This is a genomic window from Paenibacillus sp. J31R120 (assembly GCF_056269225.1).
Genome location: NZ_JBWDNN010000009.1, coordinates 160647 through 179244, shown reverse-complemented (window position 1 = coordinate 179244; position 18598 = coordinate 160647). Strand labels below are relative to the sequence as shown.

The 18598-nt window shown below is 51.3% G+C and carries 18 protein-coding genes and 1 riboswitch; of the genes, 12 read left to right on the top strand and 6 right to left on the bottom strand.

The genetic code is table 11. The features are described from left to right. Window positions 1–10: 10 nt before the first annotated feature. Window positions 11–691 carry an NAD(P)H-binding protein gene (locus AC0YNW_RS25070; RefSeq protein ID WP_475834228.1) on the top strand — a complete coding sequence of 227 codons (681 nt, stop codon included), beginning with the start codon at window positions 11–13 and terminating at the stop codon, window positions 689–691. Between the two features lie 35 nt (window positions 692–726). Next, window positions 727–1428, top strand: coding sequence for a 23S rRNA pseudouridine(2604) synthase RluF (rluF, locus tag AC0YNW_RS25065; protein WP_387478521.1), 702 nt, complete (start codon window positions 727–729; stop codon window positions 1426–1428). 89 nt (window positions 1429–1517) lie between these two features. Here rluF and AC0YNW_RS25060 read toward each other — a convergent pair whose 3' ends face one another. Together AC0YNW_RS25060 and motA are read right to left on the bottom strand one after the other, a co-directional pair. Further along, a complete protein-coding gene (locus AC0YNW_RS25060) occupies window positions 1518–2345 on the bottom strand; it encodes a flagellar motor protein MotB (RefSeq protein ID WP_387478524.1) in 828 nt (275 codons plus the stop codon). Then, window positions 2323–3129 (bottom strand): flagellar motor stator protein MotA, encoded by an 807-nt coding sequence (gene motA / locus AC0YNW_RS25055; protein ID WP_387478889.1) that lies wholly within the window; start codon window positions 3127–3129, stop codon window positions 2323–2325. The genes AC0YNW_RS25060 and motA overlap by 23 nt, the downstream gene beginning before the upstream one ends. Before the next feature lie 417 nt (window positions 3130–3546). On the opposite strand from motA, the gene AC0YNW_RS25050 reads away from it, so the two are divergent. Continuing rightward, window positions 3547–3840: a hypothetical protein gene (locus tag AC0YNW_RS25050; protein WP_387478527.1), complete on the top strand. Its 294-nt coding sequence runs from the start codon at window positions 3547–3549 to the stop codon at window positions 3838–3840. 237 nt (window positions 3841–4077) lie between these two features. Here AC0YNW_RS25050 and AC0YNW_RS25045 read toward each other — a convergent pair whose 3' ends face one another. Further along, window positions 4078–4566 carry a GNAT family N-acetyltransferase gene (locus tag AC0YNW_RS25045; protein WP_475834227.1) on the bottom strand — a complete coding sequence of 163 codons (489 nt, stop codon included), beginning with the start codon at window positions 4564–4566 and terminating at the stop codon, window positions 4078–4080. Window positions 4567–4673: 107 nt separating this feature from the next. Here AC0YNW_RS25045 and AC0YNW_RS25040 point away from each other — a divergent pair, with 107 nt between their 5' ends. Continuing rightward, on the top strand, window positions 4674–5921 hold the full coding sequence (locus AC0YNW_RS25040) for an MFS transporter (RefSeq protein ID WP_475834226.1): 1248 nt from the start codon (window positions 4674–4676) through the stop codon (window positions 5919–5921). Window positions 5922–5944: 23 nt separating this feature from the next. Here AC0YNW_RS25040 and AC0YNW_RS25035 read toward each other — a convergent pair whose 3' ends face one another. Then, window positions 5945–6433 carry a C40 family peptidase gene (locus AC0YNW_RS25035; protein WP_475834225.1) on the bottom strand — a complete coding sequence of 163 codons (489 nt, stop codon included), beginning with the start codon at window positions 6431–6433 and terminating at the stop codon, window positions 5945–5947. A 5-nt stretch (window positions 6434–6438) separates the two neighbouring features. Continuing rightward, window positions 6439–6589: riboswitch (cyclic di-AMP (ydaO/yuaA leader) on the bottom strand. 225 nt (window positions 6590–6814) lie between these two features. Here AC0YNW_RS25035 and AC0YNW_RS25030 point away from each other — a divergent pair. The 5 genes from AC0YNW_RS25030 (at window position 6815) to hisC (ending at window position 11267) form a co-directional block, all read left to right on the top strand. Then, entirely contained in the window at window positions 6815–8488 is a 1674-nt protein-coding gene (locus AC0YNW_RS25030) for a glutamine--tRNA ligase/YqeY domain fusion protein (RefSeq protein ID WP_475834263.1), read from the top strand. 81 nt (window positions 8489–8569) lie between these two features. Beyond that, window positions 8570–9196, top strand: coding sequence for a molybdenum cofactor guanylyltransferase (gene mobA, locus AC0YNW_RS25025; RefSeq protein ID WP_475834224.1), 627 nt, complete (start codon window positions 8570–8572; stop codon window positions 9194–9196). After that, a complete protein-coding gene (locus AC0YNW_RS25020; protein WP_475834223.1) occupies window positions 9193–9708 on the top strand; it encodes an N-acetyltransferase family protein in 516 nt (171 codons plus the stop codon). Before mobA ends, AC0YNW_RS25020 begins: the two co-directional genes overlap by 4 nt. Before the next feature lie 24 nt (window positions 9709–9732). Beyond that, on the top strand, window positions 9733–10197 hold the full coding sequence (locus tag AC0YNW_RS25015) for a VanZ family protein (RefSeq protein ID WP_475834222.1): 465 nt from the start codon (window positions 9733–9735) through the stop codon (window positions 10195–10197). Further along, a complete protein-coding gene (hisC, locus tag AC0YNW_RS25010; protein ID WP_475834221.1) occupies window positions 10194–11267 on the top strand; it encodes a histidinol-phosphate transaminase in 1074 nt (357 codons plus the stop codon). The genes AC0YNW_RS25015 and hisC overlap by 4 nt, the downstream gene beginning before the upstream one ends. A gap of 77 nt (window positions 11268–11344) precedes the next feature. Here hisC and AC0YNW_RS25005 read toward each other — a convergent pair whose 3' ends face one another. Together AC0YNW_RS25005 and AC0YNW_RS25000 are read right to left on the bottom strand one after the other, a co-directional pair. Next, on the bottom strand, window positions 11345–14425 hold the full coding sequence (locus tag AC0YNW_RS25005; protein WP_475834220.1) for an FAD-dependent oxidoreductase: 3081 nt from the start codon (window positions 14423–14425) through the stop codon (window positions 11345–11347). 189 nt (window positions 14426–14614) lie between these two features. Then, the gene (locus tag AC0YNW_RS25000) at window positions 14615–14824 is read right to left on the bottom strand and encodes a hypothetical protein (RefSeq protein ID WP_387478556.1); all 210 of its coding nucleotides are present in this window, start codon (window positions 14822–14824) and stop codon (window positions 14615–14617) included. Between the two features lie 240 nt (window positions 14825–15064). Here AC0YNW_RS25000 and AC0YNW_RS24995 point away from each other — a divergent pair, with 240 nt between their 5' ends. From AC0YNW_RS24995 to AC0YNW_RS24985, 3 genes are all read left to right on the top strand, one after another. Beyond that, window positions 15065–15481 carry an RrF2 family transcriptional regulator gene (locus AC0YNW_RS24995; RefSeq protein WP_387478559.1) on the top strand — a complete coding sequence of 139 codons (417 nt, stop codon included), beginning with the start codon at window positions 15065–15067 and terminating at the stop codon, window positions 15479–15481. Window positions 15482–15548: 67 nt separating this feature from the next. Further along, entirely contained in the window at window positions 15549–15863 is a 315-nt protein-coding gene (trxA, locus tag AC0YNW_RS24990) for a thioredoxin (protein WP_119802096.1), read from the top strand. 171 nt (window positions 15864–16034) lie between these two features. Then, window positions 16035–18410 (top strand): S-layer homology domain-containing protein, encoded by a 2376-nt coding sequence (locus tag AC0YNW_RS24985; RefSeq protein WP_475834219.1) that lies wholly within the window; start codon window positions 16035–16037, stop codon window positions 18408–18410. Window positions 18411–18598: the final 188 nt, after the last annotated feature.

The window sequence follows — 18598 nt, the reverse complement described above, 5'->3', positions numbered from 1 at the left end:
AGAAGAGCGAGTGGAACGAAGAGCAGTCATCGGAGGCGCGACGGGCTTGGTGGGAGGAGAATTGGTCAAGCTGCTGCTGGGCCGCGAGGATTATAGCTGCGTAACCGTGCTGGTCCGGCGCAAGCTGCCGATGGAGCATGAGCGACTGGAGCAGCTGGTTGTGGATTATGAACGGCTGGAAGAGCTGCCGAATCATCTGTTTGAGAACAGCGATGTGTATTGCGCGCTTGGGACGACGAGGAAGAAAGCTGGCTCCAAGGAGCAGTTCGAGAGGGTGGACTATGGTTACCCGATGGCGCTAGGACGCTTGGCGAAGCGTTATGATGCAGCCCGGATGCTGATCGTAACGGCCATGGGCTCGGACGAAGCTTCCATCTTCTTTTACAGCAAGGTCAAAGGAAAAGTGGAGAAGGAATTGCAGCAGTTGCAGTTGCGCCGATTGCATATCTTCAGGCCTTCACTTATTCTGGGAGACAGGCAGGAGCATCGGTTCGGGGAAGCGGCTGCTGCTAAGCTGTATGCCAAGTTTCCTTTCTTGTTCGGGGGGACAAAGAGCAAATATAGGCCCATAACTGCACGTGAGATAGCCGAGGGGATGCTGAGTATGGCGTTGACTGAAGATGCGTCAGAGCGCATCATTCCATCGCATATCATCGCAGAGAAGGCTAGACGGTTGCGCGAAAGAACTTGATCATGTAGGATACGCTACAGCGGGGTGAGTCACAATTGAGAATCAATAAGTTTATAAGCGAGACGGGGTATTGCTCCCGGCGAGAAGCCGATAAGCTTGTCGAGAGCGGTAAAGTTACGATTAACGGCGTTAGAGCCGAGTTGGGCAGCCAGGCTGAGCAGGGTGATGATGTCCGGGTGAACGGCAAACGCATTGGCGCACATAAACGGCATGTGTACATTGCTCTTCATAAGCCAGTAGGCATAACCAGTACAACTGAGCGTCATATTAGAGGAAATATCGTCGATTTCGTAGGGCATGCGGAGCGGATCTTTCCTATTGGCCGGTTGGACAAGGATTCGGAAGGGCTGATTCTGCTGACGAATGACGGCGATGTCGTGAATCCGATCCTGCGTTCCGAGGGAAAGCATGAGAAAGAATATATTGTAACGGTAGACAAGCCGCTTACGGAAGCTTTTGTGAGGGGAATGTCCCAAGGGGTTAAGATATTAGGCAGCATGACGCTCCCGTGCAAAGTGACTAGAGTGGCGGAACGAACATTCCGAATTATCCTGACGGAGGGACGCAATCGGCAAATTCGCAGAATGTGCGAGACGCTCGGCTTTCATGTCCGCCGTCTGAAGCGAATTCGTGTCATGAACATTCGATTGGATGAGCTGCCGGTCGGCAAGTGGCGGGATTTGACGGAAGGCGAGCGCCGAGAACTGTTCGATACGCTTCAATATACGCCGCAATAGTACGTTTAACGTGTCGTACAAAAGAGAGAAGCCGCCGAGGGATTAAGCCCGGCGGCTTTCTGTATGGATGCGAAGTGTGTCTGACTTCGCTATTCGACCTTTAACTGCTGCGGATTTGAAGCATTCACATAGGTGTGAATAATGGAAACTTCGACGCGGCGGTTTTTGGCTTTGTTTTCGGTCGATGTATTCTCCGCAACCGGATGGTACTCGCCATAACCGATGGCGCTGAATCGCTTCGGCTCCAGCTCTTTGTTCTCCAGCATAATATCCATGAAGCGAACGGCGCGCATGGAGCTTAGATCCCAGTTGGAACGGAATTCGGCACGGTTCACCGGCGTGTCGTCCGTATGGCCGGCCACAACGATATCATACTTCGGATACTGCTGAAGCATCGTTGCGATCGCTGTCGCTAGCTCCTTCGCTTCCGGCTTGACCGTTGCTTGACCTGGCGCGAACAGCGCGTTGTCGCTAATCGTAATCAGCAGCTGAGACATATTGAGCTTGGTCTCCAAATCGCTCATAAGGCCATTTTTATCGATATAGTCATCGATCTTCTTCTTCAGATCCTCAAGCTCTGCTTCCTCGTGCTTAATGAGCTCTTGCAGCTCTGCTTCGGAGAGCTTGCCTTCATCTTCTTTGTTTTGCTCGTTTTCCTTCTCATCCGCGTCCTTATCGCTCTTGTCCGGATCGGTTCCTTGCTCGGTGACGGCAGGCATATCCAGAACGCCGCTTCCCGTGCTCAGCGCTATGCTGAAGGCCCGGGACATATCCTCGAACTTCTTCACGTCCACGGAGTTCATGGAATACAGAACGATGAACAAAGCGAGCAGAAGGGTCAGCAGGTCGGCGTAAGGAATTAGCCAGGATTCGTCTACATGCTCTTCATGTTCCTCATGCTTGCGCTTTTTGCTCAACGGCCCCTTCCTCCTTCTCTCTCAGCTTCTTCCGCTCTGTCGGTGTTAGGAAGACGGACAGCTTCTGGTTAATGGCGATTGTAGAGACGCCAGACTGGATGGACAATAAGCCCTCCAGCATCATGAGACGGATTTGAATTTCTTGCTTGGAAATTCGTTTTAGCTTATTGGCAATCGGATGCCACAGAACATAACCTGTAAAGATACCAAGCAGCGTCGCGATGAATGCGCCGGCAATGGCGTGAGCTAGCTTCTCCATCTCGCTCATGTCGGACAATGCAGCTACGAGACCTACTACGGCACCAAGTACACCGAGGGTAGGTGCGTATGTACCAGCTTGAGTGAAGATCAGGGCGCCTGCTTTATGGCGCTCTTCTGTTGCGGCAATATCCTCCAGCAGTACATCACGGACCAGATCCTGGTCGTTGCCGTCAATAATCATGCGCATACCGTTGCGCAGGAAGGAATCTTCGATTTCTTCGACACGGGCTTCAAGCGCCAGCAAGCCTTCGCGGCGTGTAATGGAGGCCCATTCCATAAATTTGCTAATGAGCTCCTCTCGCGATGTCAGCTTCTGTTCGGAGAATACAATTTTGAACAGAGACCCAAGCTTCTTCAGCTCTTCCATCGGGAACGCAATCAAAACCGAGGCGACCGTACCGAGAATAATGATCATAAAGGCTGCGGGATTTAACAAAGATGTCAGACTTGCGCCCTTGATTACCATCCCGCCAAGCACAGCGATTAGACCTACCACGATACCAATAATAGTTGAGTTCTTCATCATACACCCCGTCCATGTTATCAATAGTTTATGGTATAAGCAGACATTAGCACGAAGCGTATGCCCGTCTCATATTCATTCGTTGTGCGAAAACGAGCTTGCGCTATTAGAAATAGCTCAGCCGTTTAGGCTGTAAATCCAGGCTTCTAAGGACGCAGTCCCTTATAAAGTTACCTGGATTTCTACGCGAAACGAGCCTTCGCCATTAGAAATGGCTTGGCCGTTTACGCTGTAAATCCAGGCTTTTAAGGACGCAGTCCCTTATAAAGTTACCTAGATTTCTACGCGAAACGAGCCTTCGCCATTATAAATGGCTTGGCCGTTTACGCTGGTCTACTTCTATTTATATCGTCAAAAGGGTATTCTGAGATTATAGTAAACAAAAGTGTTCACTAAATTTAAGGAGCTGTTTGTCAAATGGGAGTTCGTCACGCGCGCGAATATGCAGATATATTGAAGGAATTGACAGTTGCTGTGGGTGAAATCGAAAATAGTTATTCGTTCTTCGAGATGGAGCCGGAGGAATGGGAGGCGCTGGCTGCGGAGGAACGTCAAGAGGTGTTAGAGGCCCTGGCCGACGATGTGTTTTTTGGCCTGGGTGAAGATCCCGTTATTGCCATCGGAGGCGGAGCGATTACGTATAATAGCAAACACCATGTTATTGAAGTGTCGCAAGGCGACAATGTGATTCAAATTATTAGGCTCATCTGATTCCAAGGTGAGACCACTACAAGGCCGGACACCTCCAGCTCAATGAGAGCAAATGGAGGCCAGTGATTTGGATACGCATATGACACGGAGAAAAGCGCCTGTTTTCAGCCGATTACTGTACTGAATACGAGACGCATTCGCGGAGTATGAAGTCTTGGACGAAAGGTCGCGAGCGGCCCCTTCCGAAGTTTGGGGCCGTTCTTCGTATCCTGGATGAGGAGATTCGAATGAGCAGAGCTAGTCTTGCTCATCGGACAAACCGTCTGGATGGAATACCATGCAATGGCATTCAACTTCACCGCTTGGAGCGGGACGTAGATACGTATCTTCGATTCGGAAGCCAGCACGTTCGTATGCGCGGATAGCGCGTGTATTCCAACTCGCAACCTCCAGATCAATCTCGTGCTCCGGCCAGCGGCGGAGCGCTTCTCTGGCCAGAGTGTGGGCGAAGCGAGCGCCTAATCCTTTGCCTATTCGTTCAGGATGCAGTCCAAGGCCCAATCGGGTTACATGACCCATCGGGAAAAATTGCACGAAGCCGATAAGAGACTTCTGTTCGTCCATTACAACGGCATATTGGGAGGCACGGAGGACGGGATCGCCGAATTCGATTCCGTCCTTTTTCATGTTTTCCCATGCAGGCCAGTTGTAGCTGTCCCAAGGCGGCTCATAGCGCCAATCGCATAGGGAGCGGGCATGCTCTTCGGACATGGCTTGAATGGTCATTAACGACTGGTTTGGTTTATAATAGAAGGTGTTGTGGTTATCGTATATCATAAACTTGATTATAGCAGATGGCGTCGATCGGGCGTAAGGACAGGGAGTCGGTTAGAATGAAGAAGCTGCTGTGGATGGGCTGCCTCTCATATTTGGTTATTGGCATTGCGCATGTGGTCGGCGGAGCGTTGCTGGAGCAATTGATTGCCCATTACGGCATTACCTATAAAGACGGCGGGCAATGGATCATGAATCAATTCATCGGATTTCTGTTCGGTGTACTGCTGGCGCCGGCTCTGACCAGCCGGGTCGGGAAGCGGGGGGCGGTTCTGATCGCCATGGCGCTGCTTACCTTAAGCGAGGCGGCATACAGCCTGCTGCTGCCATGGGGCTGGATGCTTGCCTTTGCCCCGATTGCCGGCATTGGCTTCGGGATGACGGAAGCGATTGTTGGGGCGACCATTATCGATCATATGAAGGGTAAGGCTTCGGCCATGAGCAGGCTGGAGACCTTCTTCGGCATTGGGGCGCTGCTCATTCCGATTACGGCGGCGTTTCTTATACAGCAGCATGTATGGCAGCTTTCCTTTCCGATTCTATCTGCGATGGCGGGCATTACCTTTGTGCTGTGGCTGACGATGTCGTTCGGCAGCTTGGATGACAGCTTAAGTCCGCCGCAGCGTTCTGTTCCTGGACAGGGGGAAGAGCGTCAGCAAGCGACGGCATTAAAGAGGAATAAGAACCATGCTGGCTGGCTCGGATATGCGCCAAAGTCGATTCCTTTTCTCGCGCTGAGCGCGGCTTTTTTCATGATCTATGTAGGCATGGAGATGAGCTTTTCGAACTATTTGCCTTCGATTCTCATATCGCGGACAGGCATGTCCGATTCAACAGCTACGGCTGCGCTAAGCCTATTCTGGGGAACGATGGTGCTGGGAAGGCTGTTCGCGGGCATTATCGCGGACCGTATCGGCTATGCAAGCTACTTGTTCATCACGACTGCGGCTGCAGCTGTCGTATTTATCGGAATGATCGTCTTCCAGCAGCAAGGTCTGCTGCTTATCTTGATTGCCCTAAGCGGATTATGCTTCTCCGGTGTGTTCGGCATTGCGCTCGTGTATGCGAATGGCTTGCTGCCAGGCATGACGGAACGGACAACAAGCTTGCTGGTTGCACTTGGCGGAGTCGGAGGGGCTGTATTCCCTCGGGTGACAGGCTGGTTCATGGATCGCTATTCGACGGGAACGACGCTCTACTATCTCTCGGCTTTGGTGATTGCACTGCTTGCCGTATTAATCGTGCTCGTGATGGCAGGACGCAAGCAGTCGAATCGAATGAACGAAAAAGAGGTTGCCCCCTCCTAGGAGCAACCTCTTTATTCTAATCATTACTTCTCAGCAGCAACGATAAATTTCTCAAATTGCGACTCGTCCAGTACGCGTGCAGCCGTTACGTAGCGCGGCTTGTAGTAGGAAGAATCCAGCTTCTCGATAATTACGCCTTTGCTTGTGGAAGCGTGAGCGAAGTTACCGTCTCCAACGTAGATGCCTACATGGGAGATTCCGCCGTTGTTTTTACCGCTAGTGTCGAAGAACACCAGATCGCCTGGTTGAAGGTCGGCTTTTGCGACTTTCGTGCCGGCGCCTGCTTGATCGGACGATCTGCGCGGCAGATCGATGCCCATCTTGTTGAACACATAGCTCGTAAATCCAGAGCAATCAAATCCTTTAGTTGTTGTTCCGCCGTAGGAATAACGCGTTCCGATCAATTCATCAATGATGCCGTCCATCTTGGATGCGCTGGCGAATGCGCTTCCAGCCTGGAAAGCGAGCATAAGAACAAGGCCCGCCAAGATGATGCTGACTTTCTTCTTCAACTTGGTGAAGCTCCTTCCGGTGCCGACGAGGTTAGCTGTGGGGTTCGGTTGAAGGTTCCCTATGATCTCTCAGGCGCCCGGCGTGCCGTGCGTCAAGATCAATTCACCCAAAGTGGTTCCCCCGTTTCCCGAGCGGGAATTAGGCAATTTTTGTTTAAACATCTTTAACCAATATAATAGATGGAAAGTGTAGATTCGTGTTGAAAATGAGTAGATTTTAATAATACAAATCGAGATATACTCATTCGCTTAATCGGCATAGACAAAAATACAGAGATAAACATCATTTCAGCCAAGCTATGACACCTAAACTTGAGTGTATTTTCAATGGAATTTGTGTATTATAAATAGAAAACTATTTAACGGGAAAGGTTGGTCGTGATGGAGAGCGCTGTGGATAATAAGACATCATCCTCGAACTTTATTAAAAATATCGTTGTAGAAGATTTGAAGAGCGGCCGCGTGCAGGAAGTCATTACTCGCTTCCCGCCTGAGCCGAACGGTTATTTGCATATCGGGCACGCCAAGTCGATCTGCCTGAATTTCGAGCTCGCCGACGAGTTCAAGGGCAAGACGAATCTGCGGTTCGACGACACGAATCCGGCGAAGGAAGACACGGAATATGTAGATGCAATTAAGGAAGATGTGCAATGGCTCGGATTCGAGTGGGATGAGCTGAGATTTGCTTCGGATTATTTCGAAGAATTGTATAATCGCGCCGTCCTTCTTATTAAAAAAGGAAAAGCGTACGTATGCGATCTGACAGCCGAACAAACTCGCGAGCTGAGAGGAACGCTGACGGAGCCTGGCAAGGACAGCCCGTACCGTAATCGCAGTGTCGAGGAGAACCTGGATTTGTTCGCGCGCATGCGCGCTGGCGAATTCAAGGAAGGCGAGCGCGTGCTGCGTGCGAAGATTGATATGGCGTCTGCGAATATTACGATGCGCGACCCTGTCCTGTACCGGATCTCCCATGCCCACCATCATCGCACGGGCAGCGAGTGGCATATTTATCCGATGTACGATTACGCGCATCCGCTGAGCGATGCAATTGAAGGTGTCTCGCATTCGATTTGTACGCTTGAATTCGAAGATCACCGTCCGCTATACGATTGGGCAATCGCGGAATGTGAGATGGAGTCGCAGCCGCGCCAATATGAGTTTGCCCGTCTGAATATAACGAATACCGTGATGAGCAAGCGTTATTTGAAGCAACTCGTAGACGAAGGCGTCGTAGAGGGCTGGGATGATCCGCGCATGCCTACGATCAGCGGCATGCGCCGCAAAGGCTTTACGGCAGAAGCGATCCGTACGTTCTGCCGCGAGATCGGCATTGCGAAGAGCAACAGCGTTGTAGATGAGCGGAACCTGGAGCATTTTATCCGGGAGGATCTGAAGCTGAAGGCGCTTCGTACGATGGCGGTACTACGTCCGCTTAAGGTGGTCATTACGAATTATCCGGAGGGCCAGACGGAACTTCTGGATGCGGAGAATAATGCGGAGAACGAGGAGATGGGCGTTCGCCAAATCCCGTTCTCGCGTGAAATTTATATCGAGCGCGACGACTTTATGGAGAACCCGCCCAGCAAGTACTTCCGTTTGTTCCCTGGCAACGAAGTGCGCCTGAAGCATGCATACTTCATTACTTGCCAAGACGTGATCAAGGACGAAAACGGCGAGGTCGTGGAGCTGCATTGCACGTATGATCCGGAGACGAAGAGCGGCAGCGGCTTCAATGCACGCAAGGTGAAGGGGACGATTCACTGGGTGGAGGCCTCCCAAGCGATTCCTGCCGACTTCCGCTTGTTCGAACCGCTTATCCTGGACGAGTCCAATGAAGAGGATACCTCCTTCCTGGAGCGGATTAACCCGAATTCCCTGCAAGTGGAGCAAGGTTTTGTAGAACCGAACATGAACGAGGCGAGGGGCGGCGACAAATTCCAATTTTTCCGTCATGGCTACTTCAATGTCGATCCGAAGGATTCCACATCCCAGAAGTTGATTTTCAACCGTATCGTTTCATTGAAAAGCTCATTTGATCCTGCCAAGGCTTAGAGGAATTCGCTTCGGTTAGGCGGGCAGCCTGTCAAGCATTCCGCTTGGCAGGCTGTTGTTCGTTAAGAGGGGGTTCGAGAGATGCTGGATAAGCTCCGCAACAGTATCGTGCTGGCAGGCGGCCGAAGCAGCCGGATGGGGCAGGACAAGGCACTTCTAATCATAGAAGGAGAAACTCTGCTCAGGCGGTTGGTCCGCCAATTGTCGGAGATATCGGAACGCGTGATGATAGCATCTGGCTCCGAAGAACAGATGGAGAGATATCGCGCTGTCCTACAGGACTTGCCGTCCGCGACGGATATTCAGTTCGCAGTAGATCGTTATCCCGGGGAGGGTCCTTTGGCAGGATTGCATGCAGGAATTTGCGAGATTCGGGAAGAAGGTTATGTCTTGGTGACGGCCTGTGATATGCCCGATATCTCCCCTTCCTTACTCCAGAGGCTGCTTGATGGCAGAACGGGCGGTCCTGACGTGATCTATGCGCAGGGGCAACCGTTCCATGCCCTCTATCACACCAGCGTGACTGCTGTGTTGGAAGAAGCCCTGCAGCAGAGGAGCCTGCGGGTTATGGATTTCATTGGCAGGTTGAATAGTAGCGTTCTTCCGCCAGAGAACGATTCAGCTAAGATTGCGACGGGGCTTTCCAATTTAAATACGCAAGAGGATTACCAAAATTATTTGAATAGAATGCGGAGAGATGGATCATGAGCACACCTACTTATGACATTCGCGATGCCAGGCCAGAAGACTTGGAGCGGATTGTGGACATCTATAATACAACGATAGCAAGCCGTACGGTAACGGCGGATCTGGAACCTGTAACATCCGAGAGCCGCCGGGCATGGTTCGATGCGCATTCGCCGGAGAAGCATCCAATCTGGGTCGTGCGGATGGAGGATGGGACCATTGGCGCGTGGATGAGCTTCCAATCCTTCTATGGCCGTCCTGCTTATCAGGCTACCGCGGAGATTAGCATCTATATCGCGGAGGAACAGCGTGCCAAGGGGCTGGGCTCCTTTCTCTTGGAGCAAGCGCTCGAGGAGTGCCCGAGACTTGGTCTAACCACGCTGCTCGGATTTGTCTTCGGCCATAATGAGCCAAGTTTGCGGTTGCTTCGCAAATACGGATTCCTGCAATATGGGCTCCTGCCTCGGGTAGCGACACTTGACGACGTTGAACGGGATCTCGTCATTATGGGACGACGAATAGACGCTGTGTAACGACCCGGGTGGCGAACGGAAGGGGTGATCGACGTAAAGCTCTATCAAAAGGCTTTCAGCAAGCATACCGGCTTTAATGTGGCGGTGACGCTGCTTGCTGTCCTCTACGCATTGATCATGCTGAACTTGTTGTTTTTACGTGACCGGTTCATGATGGACGGCTATGCGTACAATTTCGTACCGTTCGATACGATTCAACGTTATGTGGTGCATCGCGATCATTTTAATTTCGATACTTGGTTCAAAAACCTGTTCGGCAATCTGGTATTATTTATTCCGATCGGCATGTTCCTCCCGCTGTTGAATACGCGCTTTCGGAGCAGTCTGATGCTGATTGCGGCTACCGTCATCATTATTGGCATCATAGAGACAGCCCAGATGCTGCTTCGGGTAGGCAGCTTTGATATTGACGATATTATATTGAATACGGCCGGAGCCTGGATAGGTTTGCTGCTGACCCGGCCATTCATGAGGAGAGAGAAGCGATGAGTAAATATTGGAGTCCGCTGGCAGGATCGCTAGAGCCCTATGTGCCGGGCGAGCAGCCGAAGGACAAATCGTATATCAAGTTGAATACAAATGAGAATCCATACCCGCCTTCACCCAAGGCGATCGAAGCGATCAGATCTGCTGCGGACAGCGATCTCAGGCTGTACCCTGATCCCACTTGCGATATTCTGGTGAAGGAAGCGGCCCGTTATTACGGACTGACAGAGAAGCAAGTGTTTGTGGGCAACGGCTCCGATGAAGTGCTGGCATTCGCGTTTGCCGCATTCTTCGATCCGGCGAAACCGGTCTTATTCCCTGACATTACATACAGCTTCTACAAGGTTTATGCCAAAATGTACGGCTTGCAGCCTAAGCTTATTCCAGTAGATGAAGACTTCTCAATTCCGCTGGAGCAATTCGCGGGCAATGAGGAGCATACCGGCATTATTCTGCCGAATCCGAATGCGCCTACAGCCAAGCTGCTGCCGCTGTCCGACCTGGCATCGCTATTGGAGCGCAATCCCGATCGCGTCGTCATTATCGACGAGGCTTATATTGACTTTGGCGGGGAGTCCGCAGTGAAGCTGATCCCGCGTTATCCGAACCTGCTCGTCATCCAGACGCTGTCCAAGTCCAGGTCGCTTGCGGGCTTGCGCGTAGGCATGGCCTTTGGCTCCGAGGAACTAATTGAAGGCTTGGACCGAATCAAAAATTCATTCAACTCCTATACGCTGGACCGACTGGCCCTCTATGGAGCAGTTGCCTCCCTTCAAGATGAGGCGTACTTCCGCGAGACGACCGACAAGGTCATTCAGACGCGTGAGCGAGTGGCAGGGGAGGTTGCCCGCTTAGGGTTCAAGCTGACCGATTCCAAAGCGAATTTCCTCTTTATCTCGCACCCGGCTATTGCGGCTAAGGAGCTGTTCCTGCGACTTCGCGAGAAGGGCGTATTGGTTCGTTATTTTGCCTCCCCGCGTATTGACCAGTATCTTCGTGTGAGTATTGGAACCGACGAGGAAATGGATGCTTTCTTGTCGGCGTTGGAGGAAAGTGTCAGAGAGCTGTCCTAATCGCTGTCTAACTTGAAAAGGGTGCCGCTACAGCCAGACAACTGGCTAAGCGGCACCCTTTCTTTCATAGGCTTGCGTTATTCGTATACAACACCTGCATAATATTCAATGACATCGCGAAGCACGATGAAAAATTCCCCGTTCGTCATCGCAGTCTGATCCGTAATCTGATTGATCGTTTCCTGCTTCAGCCAGCCGTTATTTAAGAACTCGTCCAGCGTTAGCGTTTTGGCTTGTTCGTTATCCATCGCATTGGCAATCGTTTTGACCGCTTGGTCGAGAGACAGCTTCTGTTCGGCCGGCGTATCCACTCCGGCAATGGCTACAGAAGGATCGCCATGGAAATAGTCTGAATGCTGCTTCTTCACGCGGTTCATGCTGTAGACAATGCGCTGCATATTGGACTTGCCATCGAGATCATACGCCATATTATCGTGATTGCCGCTAGTCATAAGCATGCTGACAGCTGCCACAAGACCCTTGTACGCTTTATGGTTCATATAATAAGGCGTCTCAAAAGCATTCATCGTCAGCTCCATGCCTTGCTTGGTCAATCTGTCGCGCAGCTCCGCAATCAGCTCAGTCGACTTCGACAGCTCGCGGAAGGTTATATTATTCTCTGACGCCATCTTGGCCGCCAGTCCCGCTGCCTCTGCGGTTGCCATTCCGAGCGGAATGACGCGCGCGCTGCCATGCGGCAGCGAATCGAAGCTGGCTGCGCGTCCTACCACAAGCAGGCCGTCTACCTTCTGCGGCACTAAGGTACGGAACGGGACACCATATTGAAGCGGTGAATAAAGAACAAAGCCGGTATCTGCATTACTGGTCGCTTGAATATCGACATCATAAGAGCCATAGGCTACGGCATCCCAATGATCGCGATTCGCCATCAGGTCTGCCATAGTCAGGCGGTATTCCCCTTGAATATGTCTCGTCTCGCGCACGTACAGCTCATCGAATGTATAGGCGAGCTCCAAATTCTTGAACTCCGGATATGTATCCTTCAAATATTGAGCGATACGCGGTGCCTCGGTGCGTCCAAGCTCCATCGCAGATTGCAGGCTTTCCGGGTCGAGTGGGTCAATTCCGAACAGATGCATAGCATTAATCAGCATCGTATCATCGTTCTGCCGTCCGACATTCAGGCCGCGAAGCTTGACCCGTTCGGGGTCGCTGGAAACATAATTGGCGGCATCGTGGAAGCCCCATGCACTCATCGAATCAATACCGGTGTTCGGAATTTTGCCGAATGAGTCCCATACCTCTTGCGTAACACCCTTCAAGGCAAAAACAAGCGTAACCGCCATCTGGGCTTCCGGATCACCGATATCTGAGCGTCCTTGCGTGAACGGAGCTCCGGCTGTGGCTGCAAGATCGCCATCCTGCGTGGCATCGATGACAGATGGGGCGGAGACATCAAGGCTTGTCCCGTCTTCTTTCACAATGCGAAGGCCCTTAACGACTCCATTGCCGTCTGTCCCTGGTTCCACAATAGGCTCCATGGATTGCGTCTTCATCAGCAGATCAATATTGTCCTCAGCCTTGACCATACTATAGAACGCATTGGCAGCGGTATTCACATCGAATGAAGTACCTTCGACTCTGTTGTACCATTCCTGAAAGATGCCTTTGTTTAGGAAGTTGTGCTTGCCCGGAATGGAAGACTTCTTCGGCGAGTAGTTCAGATCGAGCGTATTCAGCCCGCCGACCGTCATGAGACCGCCTAGAATCTCCCGGTTCTTGCCATCAACGAGAAGAACGCTGAGGCCATTCCTTGCAGCGGATATAGCCGCGGCGATGCCTTCGGGATCCGTCCCGGCCACAATGACATCGTAGCTGTCTTGAACCTCTTCTATATATTGAACTTGGGCAAGCTCCTGTCTCTTGTTGGTGTTGACCGTATCATTGGAGCGGAGCCAAGCATAGCCAGCTGCAGCAGCTACGCCAAGGACAAGCACGAGAGATGTGGCAGCAATAATTGTTTTCTTCTTGGAAGCAGCCGGTGCTTCATCTGGAAGCTGCAGCCCTTTGCGCGGCACATTGCCGAACAGCACCCACGAAAACGGCACAAAGCGCGAAACTATCGCAACGGTGAACCACGAAGCCACCAGCATAACGACCCAGCTGCCGAAGTAGCTGAGATGCTCCATCCATGCCGAGCCGAAGCTTGGCATATAGCGATCGTACAGCATCAGGAACAGAAGATGGATTAAATAAATGCCGAACGACAGCTGTCCCATCCTGTACAGAACCTTCGAGATCCACCTTGGCATATGCCGGAAGATGAAGAACGACAGGCCAATGACGACCAGCGCGGCGAAGAAGGAATGGAAATTCCATAAGAACTCGTAGAGCATGCCGTGATAACGGGTGCCGTAAGCGCGCGCGTTAAAATAGATATGCACATGGTACAGCGAAACGCCGAGCCAAGCGCCTATGAGCGCCACCCAGAAAAGCACGCGGCTGATCGACACGTTCTCCTTCGTCATGGCCAGCCAACTTTTGATTTTCGGGAAGAAGACGCCCATAAAGGCTCCTGCGAAGAAAAACGAGAAATACGATGGCGCGAGGCTGCCTTTGTTGTCCAGCTGCCAGTCGTAGAAATTGAAATACACAAAAATCCATTGCAGGATGAAGCCTGCCGGCACAAAGCCGTATACGATACGCGGCCAGCGCTTGGCTGCCCATAGGATCAACGGGAACAGCAGATAGAACTGAATACTGATATAGACAAAATATAAATGAGAATATACTTTGCCGTTCACAAGCTTATCGAGAAACTCTTGCAATGCCTCGATATTCCATAGCGGAAGGTTGTTGGCCCATTTAATATAGATAAAATAAATAGCCGAAAAGATAATGTAAGGGACGATGATGTAGAGCAGCCGCTTCTTATAGAAGCTTGCGATGAGCTTGCTGTCCAACGGCCGGTTGTAATAGCTGTAGAACAGGACAAAGCTGCTTAGCAAAATAAAGGTCGGTGTGCCGTATTTCATGAAGATATTAATGAAATTATAGAAGAAGAAATAGGCCGATTCCTTCATGTAGACGGTGGCTGCTGCACTTGCATGCACAGACAGCACGCCGATAATCGCAATGGCACGTACCAGTTGCAATTCGGGGATATGCTCTTTTTTCAAGTTCGGTTGATTGGTCATGATCCTACCTTTCCTCTTACCGGTATTGGGGGCCAAATCGTTTAAATGGTATCACTATCCTATAGGAATATGCAAGATGACGAGGTAGCAAAAATAGGAACGTCATCGAAAGGCAGATCATTGTATCTTTACAATAAAATAACGGCGGCCGCCATCAAGGGCGCCGCCGCCTTGCAACTTACTTATTTGTTACTGTTCCTTATCGAAAGTCTCAATCAGCTCCCTTGCCCGTTCGATCTCTTTCTTCGGTACATGAATCCGTTTCAGCGTATTTCCTTCAAAGGTAATTTTGGACTTGATGCCATGGCTCTTGAACAACGCCTGAAGCCGATCGATCACATCGGCCCTAGAGCCGGTTTCCGTGCGCACCGCTACCCAGCGATTGCCGAACAAACCCACCGTTTTCACCTCCTATTCCGCGCGTATCCCGCACTTGATTGGAGACTCCCTTCATATATATTCGGGGTCATGATTCGCTCATGACTGCGATGGGTAAAATTATAATAGGCTTGCGATCGTGTACGGTGCATAAGCGGACTCGGTCTTTCGCAACCTAATCAGGGAACGGGCCGTATTGCGCTTGACAACATCAACTGTAACGGATATTATTACAGTATAAAGCAGGGAGGCCCGCTTACCGTGAACAGTGAATTTACAATTGCCGTACACAGTCTCGTCTACTTGGCTTATTTGCCGGAGAAGATGGCAAGCAGCGACATGATCTCCGATAACGTGCGTACGCATTCCGCCCGTGTTCGCAAGGTGATGAGCGCATTGCGCAAAGGCGGCTTTGTCGAAACCCGGGAAGGATCGGGAGGCGGCTATCGTCTAACGCTTGATCCGGATTCTGTTACGCTGGCTGATATCTATCGTGTCATGGCGCAAGGCTCGCTTATACCGAGCTGGTGCTCCGGCAATCCAGAGATGGATTGCGTCGTGGGCTCTAATATGAACCAGGTCATGTTCGGTATCTTTTGTCAGGCAGAGAGACAACTTGAGGATCACTTCAGAGGTATAACGATAAGCGATGTCCTGAAGCAAATCCATGCCTGCTAGAGGCTTATCTTTGGTGAGACGGGACTTCCCTTTATCATAAATCATGTCTTAGAGAGGATGATTGACAATGGCAGCAGTAGCATTGACAAAAGATAACTTTACACAAAGCGTAGAGAGCGGCGTATCCTTGGTAGACTTCTGGGCTCCTTGGTGCGGACCTTGCAAAATGCAGCTTCCTATCGTAGAAGAGCTTGCTGGTGAACTTTCCGGTCAAGCGACAATCGCAAAAATCAATGTGGATGAAGAGCCTGAGCTTGCTTCCCAATTCGGCGTCATGAGCATTCCGACGCTGATTCTGTTCAAAGACGGCCAGCCTGTAGACAAAATGGTCGGTCTGCAAAGCAAAGACGCCCTAAAAAACAAAATCTCCAACCAATTGTAAGAATAACGCCCTCCTTTCTTGGAGGACTGAAACGCTACCGTACTTGCAGCGCATAGCTGCTTGCGACGGTGGCGTTTTTTATTTTCCATTTTCTCATTCATTCTGCAACCGATTGACAATCCGCTTCGTTATAAATATGAATAAATTTACAATTGGTCAGGAGGAGCGAAGGTGAGCGTACGAATCAGAAAAGCGGTGGCGTTAAGTCTCGCGGCTGCGATGCTGGCAGGCCTTTGCAGCGTGCCGGTGACATCCGCCGACAATACGGCTGCCAAAGCGGCGACTGAAAATGTGGCTTCCGGTAATACAGCTTCGAGCGATTCAGACAACAAAGATCGTGCATCCGCAAAGGGTTCCATTGATAAGGCTCAGGCAGAAAAGCTCCTTAGGCAATACATAAGCATTCCAAGCGATTACAAGCTTCAGAGCGCGAGCAGTTCATCTATAAAGAAGCAAAAAGGTTCGACCCCCGTATGGGGCATGGAATTTGTAAAAACAGTGAGCGGCAAACGTCTGGGATCGATCTATGCCTCCCTTCATGCTGACAGCGGCCAGCTGCTCAGCTTTGAATCGTATACGGATCAGACGAATGCAAAGCCTGTTTATCCGCTTAAAGTGAATCGCGAGGCGGCCCAAAAGCTGGCTGCGGATTTCATTGGCGAGATCGCCGCGGACTATGCGTCCCAAGTGAAATTTAATTCGGATGCCGGGGTCCATGTCTTGCCTCCTCTGTCGGGAGAGGTGCGTCATGAGCTTCGTTATGACCGGATTGTGAACGGCATTCCTTATATCGACAACTATATACAGCTATCGATCGACAGCGAGGGTCATGTTCTTCAGTTCAGATTGGAGTGGGATGATACGATTGTTTTCCCTGCTTCGGTCAAGCCGATCTCTCAAGAAGCAGCAACCGCCAGCATCCGTAAGCATGCTAAGCCGGAGCTGGCTTACTTCATTCCCTATTCGGGACAGAAGAAAGAACCTGTCTTATATTACGGTGTGGAGCCAGTCGTCATTCAGGCGGAGACAGGCGAGCCGCTGCCTGGAAACGGGTATTCGGCGTACATTCGCCAAGAGGTGTCGAAGGAGCCGTTGTCGGCCGAGCCGCTTGCCAAGCCTCCTGTGCCGGTCACTCTCACCCAAGAAGAGGCGGCAGCCGCCGTGGAGAAAGCATTTGCGTTGCCGCAGGAATACAAGCTGCAGAACGCCAGCTTCAACGAATATGTCGATGAGGCAGACAAGTCGAGCACTAGATGGAGTTTGGAGTGGAGCGTGAAGAAAGACGGTAAGGATACCGGCTTCGCCCATGCCAGCGTTGACGGCCATACAGGAACAATCTCGGAATTTTATAGCTATCAAAACGGAAAAATCGGTCAAGCAGCGGAAGGCGGCATCACGCTTGAGAAAGCGGTCGAGCGCGCAATCGATGTCGTGAAGAAGCTATTGCCGTGGAAGACACATGAGATTTATCTCCAAAAGCCTTCGGAGGAGCGCTATAAGGATCGTACTCCGGAGGAAATCGGCGCCTATTATATGACATTTGTCCGCAAGGTTCATGGCGCTACAGTGACGTATGATCATATCTCGGTCGCCATTAATGCGGTAACGGGTGCGGTGGAGAATTATAGCGCGTATCTGTCGGATTTTGCGTACCCGGGGCAAGCGCCCAAAACGATCGACAGGAATGCTGTTCTGGATCGCTTCGAGGAGTATTACAACATTGGGCTGACCTACCGGCTGTTCTCCGAATACCGCTTGAACGGCGAGCCGATTCCCGTCGAGAAATACCAGACCTTGCTTGCGGCCGGCCTGGATGATTCCGAAGAGATTACGCAGCAATCAAAAGTGGAGCTTGTCTATCAGCAGATGCCTAAGCCTCGTCCTGAAAACGTTGTGCTGGATGCGATGACCGGCGAGTGGCGCAGCAACGAGACCGGCGAGCCGGCACAACTGGAAATCCCAAAGCCAACGGATGCGGAGGGTCATTGGGCGGAAGAGTCGCTGGGTCTCATGGTTGCCTATAAGGCTTTAGACCTAGTTGACGGCAAAGTGCGACCGAACGAGACGATCACCCGCGGCGAACTGATTAAGATGCTGGTATTGGCCAGAAGCGGCGGCCGACAGTTTGCCTACGATACGGCTTCAATCGCTGGTTTGAGCAAGGCATCCTTTAATGATGTGGCAGCTGGTTCTGCTTACTTCGCCTACGTAGAGAGCGCCCTGCAGCAGAACCTGATTGATATCGGAGACGGCTCGTTCAATCCCGCCGCCAAGGTCTCCCGTGACGAGATGGCAGAGCTGATCGTCAGGGCGCTGGGCTATAATTCGCTGGCCAACTATGACCATATCTTCAAAGCAAACTTCAAAGACAGCAAAGATATAGCAAATACGGGGCAAGCGGCGATTGTTGTCGGTCTCCGTATCATGAATTTAGCAGACGGAAAGTTCCTGCCGAAGAAGCAGGTGACAAGGGCTGAGGCCTCTATTGCGTTCTTCCGTTACTTGCAAAAACGGGCAGAATTGCAGGAAGCGCCGCTTCGGATGTAAGCAGAATACAGGCGGGAGAGAAGGCGATTCGCAAGAAGCGGATCGCCTCTTTTTATGCGACACAAATTTTCCCCCTATTTTAGAGAAATGTACCCCTGAAGGCCATAGGAATGTCCCCCCCGTTATTAGAGGAATGTCCCCCCGAAAACGCCCTCCAAGCCGTTGACGACCCAGTAGATATGTCCTAA